This window comes from Acaryochloris sp. IP29b_bin.137 (genome assembly GCF_028285745.1).
Lineage (GTDB): Bacteria > Cyanobacteriota > Cyanobacteriia > Thermosynechococcales > Thermosynechococcaceae > Acaryochloris.
The window spans coordinates 24,224-36,981 of sequence record NZ_JANQOP010000120.1; the positions used below are offsets into that span (position 1 = coordinate 24,224).

General features: G+C 49.5%; 10 protein-coding genes and 1 tRNA gene. 4 read left to right on the forward strand and 7 right to left on the reverse strand.

All coding sequences use genetic code 11. The annotated features are described in order from the left end of the window. Positions 1 to 2 precede the first annotated feature (2 nt). Both Q0991_RS09040 and Q0991_RS09045 read right to left on the reverse strand, forming a co-directional pair. Entirely contained in the window at positions 3 to 1,154 is a 1,152-nt protein-coding gene (locus Q0991_RS09040; protein WP_299487570.1) for an LptF/LptG family permease, read from the reverse strand. Next, positions 1,135 to 2,199: a hypothetical protein gene (locus tag Q0991_RS09045; protein WP_299487572.1), complete on the reverse strand. Its 1,065-nt coding sequence runs from the start codon at positions 2,197 to 2,199 to the stop codon at positions 1,135 to 1,137. Before Q0991_RS09045 ends, Q0991_RS09040 begins: the two co-directional genes overlap by 20 nt. A gap of 251 nt (positions 2,200 to 2,450) precedes the next feature. Here Q0991_RS09045 and Q0991_RS09050 point away from each other — a divergent pair, with 251 nt between their 5' ends. Continuing rightward, complete coding sequence (locus tag Q0991_RS09050; RefSeq protein ID WP_299487574.1) at positions 2,451 to 2,981, forward strand: zinc ribbon domain-containing protein; 531 nt, start codon at positions 2,451 to 2,453, stop codon at positions 2,979 to 2,981. Here the strand turns inward: Q0991_RS09050 and Q0991_RS09055 are convergent. Further along, positions 2,978 to 3,595: a class I SAM-dependent methyltransferase gene (locus Q0991_RS09055; RefSeq protein ID WP_299487576.1), complete on the reverse strand. Its 618-nt coding sequence runs from the start codon at positions 3,593 to 3,595 to the stop codon at positions 2,978 to 2,980. The two genes, Q0991_RS09050 and Q0991_RS09055, sit on opposite strands and share 4 nt — an antisense overlap. Before the next feature lie 144 nt (positions 3,596 to 3,739). Here Q0991_RS09055 and Q0991_RS09060 point away from each other — a divergent pair. Together Q0991_RS09060 and Q0991_RS09065 are read left to right on the forward strand one after the other, a co-directional pair. Next, positions 3,740 to 3,811: transfer RNA gene (locus Q0991_RS09060), tRNA-Gln, on the forward strand. 82 nt (positions 3,812 to 3,893) lie between these two features. Continuing rightward, the gene (locus Q0991_RS09065) at positions 3,894 to 4,670 is read left to right on the forward strand and encodes an HAD family hydrolase (RefSeq protein ID WP_299487578.1); all 777 of its coding nucleotides are present in this window, start codon (positions 3,894 to 3,896) and stop codon (positions 4,668 to 4,670) included. A gap of 47 nt (positions 4,671 to 4,717) precedes the next feature. Here Q0991_RS09065 and Q0991_RS09070 read toward each other — a convergent pair whose 3' ends face one another. Both Q0991_RS09070 and Q0991_RS09075 read right to left on the reverse strand, forming a co-directional pair. After that, the gene (locus tag Q0991_RS09070) at positions 4,718 to 5,110 is read right to left on the reverse strand and encodes an MAPEG family protein (protein ID WP_299487580.1); all 393 of its coding nucleotides are present in this window, start codon (positions 5,108 to 5,110) and stop codon (positions 4,718 to 4,720) included. Between the two features lie 64 nt (positions 5,111 to 5,174). After that, on the reverse strand, positions 5,175 to 5,525 hold the full coding sequence (locus Q0991_RS09075) for a DUF6464 family protein (protein ID WP_299487581.1): 351 nt from the start codon (positions 5,523 to 5,525) through the stop codon (positions 5,175 to 5,177). Positions 5,526 to 6,060: 535 nt separating this feature from the next. Between Q0991_RS09075 and Q0991_RS09080 the strand changes: the two genes are divergently transcribed. After that, positions 6,061 to 6,813: a response regulator transcription factor gene (locus Q0991_RS09080; protein WP_299487583.1), complete on the forward strand. Its 753-nt coding sequence runs from the start codon at positions 6,061 to 6,063 to the stop codon at positions 6,811 to 6,813. A gap of 23 nt (positions 6,814 to 6,836) precedes the next feature. Here the strand turns inward: Q0991_RS09080 and Q0991_RS09085 are convergent, their stop codons facing one another. Next, positions 6,837 to 9,512 (reverse strand): DEAD/DEAH box helicase, encoded by a 2,676-nt coding sequence (locus Q0991_RS09085; protein WP_299487584.1) that lies wholly within the window; start codon positions 9,510 to 9,512, stop codon positions 6,837 to 6,839. Between the two features lie 83 nt (positions 9,513 to 9,595). Then, positions 9,596 to 12,758: hybrid sensor histidine kinase/response regulator (locus Q0991_RS09090; protein WP_366524928.1), on the reverse strand; the 3,163-nt coding region annotated here is incomplete at its 5' end.

Consider the following 12,758-nt stretch of genomic DNA (forward strand, 5'->3'; position numbering starts at 1 on the left):
GCTCAAGCATGGGCGGCCCCTCGGCTGGCTAGATGGAGCAACGCCATACCAAGGGTAAATAAGGATGCGATCGATAACCACCCTGCCAAGATGGCGGGAAGGAATCCGATATTCCCCAACGTTTGACAAATAAACGAAAAGGTATAGTAAGCAAAAATAAGAAGACTACTCAACCCAAAGCCCAACGAGGCACGTTTTTGGGTTGCCTGATTTCCCAAAGCAGCCCCGATCAGGGTAAAGCCCACGCCAACCCAAGGAAAGGCCATCTGTGAGTGTAAACGAACCTGGAGTCTCTGGCGATAGTGCTGATCACCAGACGGTTGCATATGCTGCAGCAGCGCATAGGTTTCACCCATGCTCAGCGTTGGACGAGAGGCCATAGCGATATCCTGAGGGGAGGCCGCTTGAATCGAATGACGCTGGAAAGAAACCACCCGTTGATAAAGTTGGGTCTTAGGGTTGAGGGTGTAGTGAGTTCCCTGTTCTAAGATCCATTGTCGTCGGGGTGGGTCCCATCTTGCCTGTTCCGCCAGCCAAAGGTGGCGTAAGTGACGATTTTGATATTGCAAGATCGTCACTTGATGGAGGGCTTGACCATCATAGGTTTGGGCATAAAAAAGTTGGGTTAAATGGTGATGGCGGTAGGTCTGATGCACCATATCCTGGGCTGGAATAGAGGCCGTTACTCCCCCAGGATGCTGAGCCAGTAAACGGTCAGCCGTGATGGTTGCCCTAGGAACCACCCATTCACTCATGGAAAGGGTGGCAACGGCGACGATCAGACTAAAGCAAAAAACGGGGCGAATAAGCCGATATAGATCTGTCCCACAGGCTCTCAGAGCCATTAATTCGTTACTTTTGGCCAATTGGCTGTAGGTGAATAGGGTCGCCAACAACATCGACATGGGCAAAGACAGCACGATAAATTGAGGTAGCTGCAATGCCAACACCTGCAAGGCATGCGTCCCAGATACGTCTCCTTCTGCTAAGCGTCGAAGGACATCAAACAAAGCACCAATACTAAAGCTAAGGGCTGTAAATGCCCCCAGAGCAGCACTCCAAGGGCCCCAAAAGGCTCGCAGAATAAAGCTATCTAGACGAGAGAGCCAGAGTCCAGTGAATGCTCTCAATAGCCTAATGCGAACCAGAAGCATGGGGTTCGGACAACACCTGGATGCTAATCGTCTCAGACGGGTTGGAGCCAGAAGCACCGAGTTCTACTTCCAGCACGTCACTATACAGCCGCTCCAAAGCTTGTAATAACGCCTGGAGATGAGGGGTACTGGCCCCAGAAGCAGTATGCAGTTTATCCGTCAATCGTCGCAGTCGTCGCCAAGTGGTATAGAGTTTAGCGACCATATGCTCCAACTGAGAAGCCTGGTTGACGAGGTCCGCAGTGACATTAAGACAGCCTAAGCGCAGGGCTTCTTCTAAACTGGATTCTAAATCAATCGATTGCTCATTCAGGGCTTGGACATTGCCAAAAGCCTCTAAATATTTTGCCAATTGTTTGGCTTCCGCAGTGGCTTGTTTTAGCGTATCCAGATCGGGACTCGCCGCCAACTCGGATTGAATGGTGTTCTGATGGGCCTCTGGTAATTTTTCCAGTTCCTTGACCAAAGGCGCAACATGACGAATGGGAATGGTTTGGTTGGCCGCCTTGGTTTTAATTTCAGCAGGGACTAAGTCTGAGGTCATCGTGGTCCACTCATCTGAAAGTTGCTGCACGTCTCGAGTGGTGATCCGTTCCCCCTGTCGGGCGGTTTCACTGACTAATTCTTGGATTTCGGGAGCGGACTGGGCTGTTTTGACAAAGGCGCGCTTACTAAAGTTTTGGATGGAGCCGGGTTCTAGGTGTCCCGCTTCGAGAAGGGTATCAGCACTATTGGCTAGTTCAATCCAGCTATAGGCTTGGCTTTTACTAATTTCGTTATTTTGAAGCCAGTTGAGAAAGCCTCCACCCCGACCTTCACCCGTATTTTTTTCGCGATCGCGAATGGCACGCAAAATTCGACCCCGCCAAATATCCGTCTGTAAGTCGAAGCGATCGCAAACCTCCCAGGCGGCCCCAACCTGCTGCTGAAACTCAAATTCAGAGATGGCTTCATCTTCTGGATCGGGGACTTGTAAAGTCAAGTCTCCAGTGCTGATGGGTGATGAGGCATCCTGAACTTCCTTTGTTTTCGAGCGTTTGACCATAACCATCGTTACCTTGTTGCCGCCCCATTATGCCATGGGTTATTCCGGGGCATGGGAGGAAATTTGATCTGATTTGCAAAGCCAAAGAGAGAGGGAGCCGAGCGTTGAGAGTATTAAGTACTTTCAGATGGGCGTCTCTAAATCTTGACTTGTGTTAAGAACCCCATAGAAGGATCACGAGATAGTGCCGATCCCTGCACAATAGAGATAACACTCGTCAAAATTGCGATCCAAATAAGGAGCCATGGGGTATGGCATATGTTGGTGAACTCGGTACAGGCTCCACCCTATATCTCGAAAGTCAAGACAGCCAAACAATTATCACAATCGTTGCAACCTCGCCTGGCCAACAACAACAGGCTAGCCACAGCTTCTCGACCGGGCATTGGACCACCTCTCCGAAACTCTTTCGGAGTCTGCAGGGGCATATTATCCAGCTAGAAACAGCCCAGGGGAGCCATCTCCTTTTGGTGCAAAGTCATCAAATCCGACCAATTGAGACGATGCCTCCTCGACAGACCCTGGAAAGTATTCCGCTTCAGCAAATTGTACAAACGCCTATCCCTTCAATGCCCTCCATGCAACCTTTACAACCCCTTACCATGGGCAATATGGTTATGAGTATGCAGCCCATGCAAATGTCCATGGGGAAGATGCACCTCAGCATGGGAACAGCGGCCACGGTGACCCAGACCCCTCAAAATAATTTTTGTAGTCAATGTGGCGCGGCTGTCGCAGCAATGGATAAGTTCTGTGCCAACTGCGGTCACCGACTCAGTTAAGCTTTGAAGATAGATAGTAAGACAGGGCCTAACAGGGAATAGTGGGCATGACAGCGTAAGCCAGCGCTAGCCCCTAAGATCTCTCGCTGCTGAGGGCTATAAAAATACATCGGGCCCCCCAGCCCAACTATATTTTGCTGGGTGCCTAATCCTACCAAGGGCGTGTAATCAACCAAATGGAACTGACCATCGGGCTTGAGAACACGACTAATTTCCATAAACACGAGTTTTGGATTGGGATAATGCAAAAAGCTGATGGTGCTAAACGCCGCCTGAAACTGGTTATCTGCAAAGGGCATTGTCTCACTTGCCCCCTGGACGAAAATCAAGCGGGGACGATGGCAATTACCCTGTCGAGCCTGCCGCAGCATTTTGGGGGAGAGATCCAGCCCTATTCCTTGTAACTGAGGATATTGGGACGCCATGCGATTGAGAAGCTTACCGGTTCCGCAGCCTATATCCAAGACAGCAGTTGGCAACTCGCGAGGTAAGTTGATATAGCTGAGCAAACGCTGGTGGATGGCTTGATAAAACACCGTCGTCAACAACCCATCATAATTGGGTGCCCACCGATCAAAGACGCGGGTTTTAGCCGCTAAAACATCAGCCGTCATGGTCAAATCTATCTCTATCTAGGGTCATCCTAGCAAGGACGAATCGTCCTTTGTCACTTTTTTGCGGAAAGTCTCAGATAAAGGTTGACAGCTTGGGGAAGCAAACTGCTAAGATATTCGAGCCTGAAAAAAGTATCGTCGCATTGGGGCGTCGCCAAGTGGTAAGGCAGCTGGTTTTGGTCCAGCCATTCGGAGGTTCGAATCCTTCCGCCCCAGTTTTTCAGATATTGCTAATCCTGGGGGGGGAAAGCGAGTGCTTTACCTGGAGAGATGCTAACGGCATGATCAATCTATTGCCATGAGCGTACCCCTGCCCCAGACCTTAGCCCTGGATTTTGATGGTGTTCTTTGTAACGGCCTGCAAGAATACTTCCTAACGACTTGGCGGGCCTATGGTCGGATCTGGCTCACTTCATCTCCGGAGCCTCCGTCAGGCCTGGCAGAGCGTTTTTATTGCTTGCGTCCCGTTATTGAAACAGGTTGGGAAATGCCTGTCCTCTTACGGGCGATTTTGAAGGGCTATTCCGAATCACAGGTATTGGCAGACTGGGCATCCATTCGCGATCGCATTGTCGTCGAGGAAGATTTAGAGCGCAAAAGTCTGAGCCAACAGGTGGATGGCGTGCGTGATCACTGGATTGCCACCGATCTAAATCACTGGCTAGCGCTGCACCAGTTTTATCCTGGGGTAATTCCTCAGCTTCAACAGCTTAGCCAAGCCACTGAACTCATTATCATTAGCACCAAGGAGAGCCGATTTATCTATACCCTGCTCACTGACGCAGGGGTGCATTTCTCCCGCGATCGCATCTACGGCAAAGATTGTCGTCGCCCCAAGTATGAAACATTGCGGCTGTTAGTCCCCCAGGTTGCCAGCCCGATCTGGTTTTTGGAAGATCGCATCGCCGCCCTGGAACAGGTTAAACAGCAGTCTGACCTCTCTGGCATCGAGCTGTTCTTGGGCACCTGGGGATATAATACCGCCCGCGATCGCAAACATGCTCAAACCGATCAGCGTATTCATGCCTTGGACCTGGATCAGTTTTGTCAGTCTCTATCCACTTGGATAACTTAGATGGTTGGATAGCGTAGATGGGCACTGGGTTCAAATGGAGCGGATGTCTAAGTAGGTATCAAGGCAAGTACAACCCCCACCAAACCGGCTAACACCAACACCAAACTACTTAAGGAAGCAATTGCAAAGCCGGGTCCACGCTTTTCAGCAGCTTGGTAATACCCCCAAGCATAAAGCACACGTCCAACCACCCAAAGTAATCCTAGCCCCGATCCCCATAGCGGATTGAGATAGAAACAGAAAATCCACAACGCAGGTAAGAAAAAAATCAACTGCTCCAGCATATTTTGTTGGACTCGTAATACCCGTTCAAAGTCAGGATTTCCAGACATTTGAGGCGCTGGAACGCCGTATTTTGCGCGGGCTCGTCCGACATTGATCGTGACCACAAAATATAGCAGTAACGCGAGAAGACTCACGAACGCGGGCCAGGGTGACATCAGCAATTGTTCTCCTTTTGATTCAGATGTAGATAAACTTGCAGAAAAGGGCTCAAGCCCCAAATTACAATACCGTTGTCTTAGGCAGAAAAAAGGCACAATCCTGGCAAGGGCCGCCAGGGTTAATCGCGCAGCGTAATAAAGCTGAGTGAGCATTGTACTGACAGTTGACATCGCCAATACTGCCCGTTGTATTTCGCATCCCCGCATCCAGCTGCACGTATAAAGCAATGTGGTGAAGCTGATATCGATTAGCGTGGAGTTGATAGCGATGGTGCCGCTCTAGGAGCGTATACTGTTGACCTTCAACTTCAAGTTGTGCGCCAGGTTGAGGATTGTCTTCTAAGTAGACATAGCCCAAAGATTGAGGCGGATGACAGAGATGAATCTCCGCCAGGATATGATGTGGCTCCATACTTAGCGTCAGGCAATAGGTTTATGTTACGGTACACTCTCTACTGTCTCGACTGAAGCGGAATACCTCTGAGCCCAGGCTCCTAACCTCTTTCGCCTCATCGGAGTTCTGAGACTGACGATAAGCGTTTGAGAGACAATAGAGGCCGATATTTGAGGTGGGCAGGGAAACTTTTTGGGGAGACGCGAGACTCGCTTCCCTCTCCCCTGTTGTAGTAGATAGGTTGCATTATTGGAAGGCATTTTCTATCATGCAAATGAAATTAACAAAGCTTTAATAAGCCGAATTATTTGGAGCATTGCCCGAAAAAATTTACATTTTTTTCAATTTTTGATTATGCTGAGGTGGACTCAAGAAGCTTTAACTCATCTTTTGAAGTGCGGTCTAGATTAAGGCAAGTGGGTGGGAAAGATGAAATTGTCCTTGTTTATAATCTTTACAAGCCTATTTTAAGAATGACGAAACACTTCTTAGTAAATCATTGTTAACCGATGTGCTTACACCTCTTTAATATTGTCCATACTGAGCAGTTTGCATGAAAACCCGGATACTTGTTATTGATGATGATCCTGCGATCGCAGAGTTGGTTGCCATAAACCTGGAAATGGCTGGCTACGATGTCGCCCAAGCAACCGATGGGATCAAAGGGCAAGCATTAGCCGTCCAGCTACTACCAGATCTGATTATCTTGGACCTGATGCTCCCTAAAGTTGATGGTTTTACGATCTGTCAGCGATTGCGGCGCGATCAGCGGACTGCCGATATCCCCATTCTGATGTTGACGGCCCTTAGCCAAACCCAAGATAAGGTTGAAGGGTTCAATGCTGGCGCCGATGACTATCTGACCAAGCCCTTCGAGCTAGAAGAAATGCTGGCTCGAGTCCGGGCGCTGCTGCGGCGCACAGACCGGATTCCTCAAGCCGCCCGCCACAGCGAAATTCTAAGCTATGGTCCCCTTACCCTTGTACCTGAACGGTTTGAAGTGTTGTGGGTCGATAAAGTGATTAAGTTGACTCGGCTTGAGTTTGAACTGCTTCACTGCTTACTTCAACGCCACGGACAAACCGTCTCTCCCAGCGAAATCCTCCAGGAGGTATGGGGCTACGATCCCAATGACGATATTGAAACGATTCGGGTGCATGTTCGCCATCTACGAACCAAGCTAGAGCCCGATCCCCGCCACCCTCAATATATCAAAACGGTTTATGGCGCGGGATATTGCCTTGAGCTGCCTCATACAGCAGAAGCTGAGGCCAATAATGAGGAAAACCAGGCTTCTGTCCCCTAAAGTCAAGTTTCTTCCTCTGGTAATCAGTCTTTAGCAATTTCTGATTCAATAGCCGTCTCAGGCAGCAGACTTGTATCGCTGATGGGAAAACGATTCATCAGTTGCTGTGCCCGTCTTGCATTTTTCTGTAATTCTTGAGAAAGGTGTGGCACATAGGGGATTTGCGAAAGCAAGTCTACCGTTCGTCGCAGGATGCGAACCAAATCCCCTGCGTCCAGGCTGGTGGCTGCACAAAGATCGTTCCAACTAATGCCTAAAGCCCATTGTTCTACTAAACCAACCAATTCAGTATCTAAGCAAACGGGCAAGGGAACTTCATGGCGATGTTGGGTTTGAATGAGTCGCCGCCGCAACGGTCGTAAGGGTTTAGCCGCTTGCTGAATGATCGTGCTGGGGCGGAATTTGATCCACACATCCGTGCGCGTGTTGTCCACCACTAGAGCAGCACAAATGGCCGCCAAAATATGAGGATCGAGGCTGTTGAGAGCTTGGGACTGGAAGGCAAGCCCCAACCAGAGTTGATTTTCGCCTTTCAATGCTGCGGTGATTTGGCCTAACTCAGTAGGTCTCAGGTCATCTAAGCCGCGAAACTGGCGAAGAATATCTACCAAGGCAATAAACGCGTGCCACTGATGTTGAAATTGGCGATTCAATTTCGTCTCTCGATCGTGGAGTTGCTTTTCTAACGTCTGTACCCGCCGCTGCCACCGCAGAAACTTGCTGTGATCCTGCCGAGAGGCATGGGCAGAATGCTGCTGCATTTGCGCTTCTACCGCCTGTAATCGCTGCTGTTGATGGGTGACTTCGGGGGCAGGCTGCCAAGTACTATTCGGAATTTGTTCCGCGACTGGAAGGCTAGTCGCATCTCCCGGCTTTGACTGCCCCTTTTTCGTTAATGAGGGAGGAACAGTCAGTTGTTGAGCGAGGTCAGGCCAATCCAACTGTCCATCCAAATGCATCACATCACTACGCGAGATCACCGACCAATGATTATCTTGGCCCAAACAGACCAGATAGGGAAAATGGCCAGGGCTTGGCAGGGTATCAATCAAGACATTTGCCATGGGTGCTTTAAACTTAGGCTGAGCCAAGCTCAATAGGGTTCCCGGTTCTGCATGGTCTAACAGGAGGGCTAATTCACTGGCACGGGTTTCCTGGGCTTGCTGATCCAAAATCTTCAACAACCGACGTTCTTCTTTGAGGCGCTGTTGTAATTTTTGATAGCTTTTGAGTGCCCCTTCATCGATGTCGCCGAGCTTGTTCCGTAACTGGGCCAATTCTTGTTGGAGATCGGTGATTGCCTTTTTCTGGGGTGAAAGCTGCACACTGGCAATATATTGGCCAAAGCTTTTATTGATTAAGCCCTTGGACTCGTCTAGGGTATGGGTTTGCAGCAAGTTTAGGACCATGCCATAGCTAGGGGTAAACTGGCTGACCAATGGCTCAGGTCCAATGGTGGCCAGGTAAGCGGCTTCTTTGGCACCCTCAAAGGGGGTTTGCACCGTGATCACATAGCCTTGATCATCCATACCTCGCCGTCCCGCTCGACCCGCCATTTGCAGAAATTCAGAGGCGGTGAGTAGACGATGGCCTAGATCCGTTCGTTTAGATAAGCTGGCAATTACGGTCGTGCGGGCAGGCATATTGATCCCTGCCGCCAAGGTTTCCGTGGCAAACACCACTTTGATTAGCCCCGCTTGAAAGAGTTCCTCAACCCAGGTTTTCCACTGAGGCAATAAGCCCGCATGATGGGCCGCAATCCCCTGGGCGATCGCAGCCAGTTCCTCAGGCCGACCCACATCGGGATGCTGCCGCCGAAACGTCCCTATTTGCTCCTGCATTTCCGCTGATTCAGTCGAGTTCAGGAGGTTGAGATGGGCTGTGGATTGGACGGTGCGATCGCATCCCTTACGACTAAAAATAAAATAAATGGCCGGGAGCATTGCTCGCTCCCGCAAATGCCGTAACACTGCAATGGCATCTGGACTATCGGCCCGACGCTGATGGCGGTGGCCATGGTGTTTTTTGGCCTGCGCTTTTAGCCGTGGGTTAAGGGCTGTCTGCTTTTGATTTAGAAGCGGAAACAGTCCCTTGGCATTCGCAAACAGATGGGCCAACGGGACCGGCCGCCAATCCGACTCAATCAGCTGAGTGGGACCATGCACCCAGCTCATCCAATCCGTTAGTTCTTGGGCATTGGCAATCGTCGCGGATAAAGCAATCAGTTGAATCTCAGCCGGGCAATAAATAATCGATTCTTCCCATACCGTCCCCCGCTGACGATCATTCATATAGTGACATTCATCTAGGATGACTGACTCAACGCCCTGCAAAGAGGTATTCACTACCTCCGTCAGGGTGCCGTACAAGATATTGCGAAAAATCTCCGTTGTCATCACCAGAATAGGAGCCTCTCGATTCACTGAGAGATCTCCCGTTAATAGGCCAACCGCATCAACACCAAACATCTGCTGAAAATCTCGCAGTTTTTGGTTCGATAAAGCTTTTAAGGGCGTGGTGTAAAAGACTCGCCGCTGATGCTGTAAGGCTCGATAAATCGCGTATTCACCCACCATCGTTTTACCCGACCCCGTTGGCGCTGAAACCACCAAAGATTGGTTGGCATCTAGTACCGCAATGGCTTGTTGCTGAAACGAATCGAGCTGATAAGGAAATAACTGCTGAAAGTCTATGGGCAACTTATTTGCTCACATGCTAAGGATTACATCAGAGACACACGCTCTGAACTTAAGCATAATCGTGCCCCTCACGGGATCCTAATTTATTTAACCAACACCTCACCATTCAGCATCCGTTGGGCGGCATCCAATAATACTTCTTCCAAATAAGGCTTAGTGAAATATCCTCTAGCCCCTAACTCAGTTGCCATTTGCTTATGCCGTGCAGCGCCTCGGGAGGTCAGCATGGCCACCGGCAAGTCTTGCAAATCATCGTCTTGTTGCAGACGTGATAGCAGCTCCAACCCATCCATTCGAGGCATCTCCACATCACAGAAGACTAAATCACAAGGTAATCCAGAGCGCAGTTTCTCCCACGCTTCCTGACCGTCCCGAGCTTGTTCCACTCGGTAACCGACCTTGTTAAAGGTCATCGATAGCAGCTCTCGCACTGTAATGGAATCATCAACAATCAAGACCATCGGGTCTGTATCTTCTTCAATTTCGGTATTCTCAAGAATGCTCTTCCAGAGGTTATTATTCACTTCCAACCGATCCAAACACAGATCGACGATTTCCATCACATCAGCAATGGCCATAATGCCTCCATCCCCTAGCACAGTGACTCCAGCCACTCCCATCGGCTTGGGAACCGGTCCAGAGAGTTGCTTAATCACAATCTCCTGCTCAGCTAAAACTTGCTCCACTCCGATGGCCACCAGGTCATCTGCACTTCTCAAAATGACGACGGACGCCATACCATCGTCTTGGGTATTATTGCCGCTATAGGAACTATTCCGCTTAAATCTTCGACTATAGGCCAGTAATTCCCCTAAAGGCTTACAGGGAAGTTTCTTATCCTGCCAAGTCACCCATACTTGACCATCTGTCTCCTTCTGCAACTGGTTTTTGGGGATATCAATCACATCCTGCACCCCATCAATGGGGAAGGCGATCTGAGCTGAATTGTCAATGCAGCATAACGCCTTTGTAATACTAAGGGTCAGGGGCAATCGAATGGTAAATGTTGTGCCCTTGCCAATCCCAGAATCTGTATTAATCACGCCTCGAATCTCGTGGATACTGTTGCGAACAACATCCATCCCAACCCCCCGACCTGCCAGGTCATTGGCCTGATCCTGGGTGGAAAAGCCCGATTTAAACAGCAAGGCATAGGCTTCTTGACGAGATAAGCTATCCGCCTCTTCCCGGGTCAGCAAATTTTTCTCGACGGCCTTGGTCTTGACCCGATCAACATCGATACCTGCCCCATCATCCGTAATCGAAATAATGGCTTGATTGCCCTGGTAGAAGGCTCGGAGTTTGATCACGCCTTCTTCTGCCTTTCCTAGGGATTGGCGCACGTCAGGGGCCTCTATCCCATGAAACAGAGCATTGTTGACCAAATGAGTCAGGGGATCATACAACCGCTCCAAAATACTCTTATCGATCAATGTATCTCGGCCTTCCAATTCCAATCGAGCTTTTTTACCACACTTCATGGAAATATCACGAACCGCTCTGGGTAACCGCTCTGCCACTTGGGAAAACGGAACCATTCGGGATTTGGTCAGGCCTTCTTGCACCTGAGTGGTGATTTGGCGGAACATGCGCGTCACTTGCTCTGTTCCTTCAACAATAAACTCAATATCAGAGGCTGCCTCCCGCACCCGCACAATCCGCTCGATCATTTCTTGAGAGAGGGTATGAAAGCCCGTAAAGCTATCCATCTCTAGAGCATCAAACTGCTCACCGGTAGAATGGCTGCCCGACGAACCACTCCCATTTCCACCCGCAACCAGCTGCTGTTGGCGACTCGTCAATAATGAATTCTCTAGCAAGGATCGCTCGTAGAGATCTTCCATATTGCGCCCCAAGTCATTCAGTTGTTGTACCTGTAACAGCAAATTGTCCAAAAACTGTCGTAAGCGATTTTGACTATCTTCTAGAGAGTTGCGACTAACGACTAATTCACCGATCAAATTGCCCAAATTATCGAGCTGCTTGACTGGCACCTTCATGGTCTGTGAGACAGCACTGCTCCGTCGGTGGGATTTTGTACCTGCCCGCTTTTGTTTGGGCTTTGCGTTGCGATCAGCGGGGCGTTTAGGTTCTTCTAAAAGTTTTTCCAAGTCCGAGAAATCTTCGGTTGGGCTTGATGCTTTGGCGGTAGGTACGGCTGGAGTAGGGGTTTCTGCCAGTAAGGTATCTAAACTGGCAAGATTATCTTCTGCAGAGGCAGTCGCCATGGGGAGCGCAACATCGGCATTAGCGGCAGCATCTGGATTCGCCGGTTCTTTAAATAAATCATCTAGGAATGAGTCCGTATCGCCCACAGACGCTGCCGAATTTGCACTCTCTTCGGAAAACAAATCCAACCAGTCATCTGACGCTGAAGCCTCTGAGGCTACCCCCCCCAGATCTCCAAAGTCAAGGGCAGGCATCAAATCCAGTAATTCAGGCATGGGTTTGACATCGGCTGCCCGTTTAGCCAGCACTAAGTCTCTTGCTTCCTTAATATTTGGAACAACCACACTTGCTAACGTAGCAAAGGAATTTTCGGGATAGGCAACAACAGCCCCGGCAACGTCTAACAATTCAGACCAGCCTTTGAGCTGAAATTCTTGTCCGACTTGAGCTAGGTTTTGGCAAACGTTAGTTAACGCTTGACGATTTTCTGGGGTGTCTGGCTGTTTGAACAGTCCCAGAATCTCTCGTAACTGTTGGAGGATATCTTTTTGGAAAATCTCAATGCAGCGCTCATCCAAGACAATTTCAGGTTCGGGCGCTGGTGCTTTCTGAGGTGTTGGGGGAGGGCTATCACTCAAGAGCCCGCTTAGATCAATATTCGGACCCGCAATCTGGGTCAAATGGCTATTAATTTCAGAAAAAACAGGTTCTATCTCAAGCAGGGTTTTTTCCGACAACTCATCTGACAAACTAAAAGATTGCTCGAGTTCTTCTGTCAAAATGTGAAGTGCATCAAAACTCTTGAACAATAACGATTCCAGTTTCCGATCAACTGGGAGTTCATGTTCCTTCAGAACCTTGAAGTAATCCTCTAGTCTGTGGGAAATATGCTGCATGCTGTGAATCCCCAACATTGCAGCACCGCCCTTTACCGAATGGGCGGCTCGAAACACTTCATTCAAAGATTCAGGGTCTGCTACAACGGTCTGCAAATTCAGCAAACCATGCTCGATTGTATTGAGGTGCTCTTTCGCTTCCTCAATAAAGTAGACCATAATCCGCTGCTGTTCTGGCTGC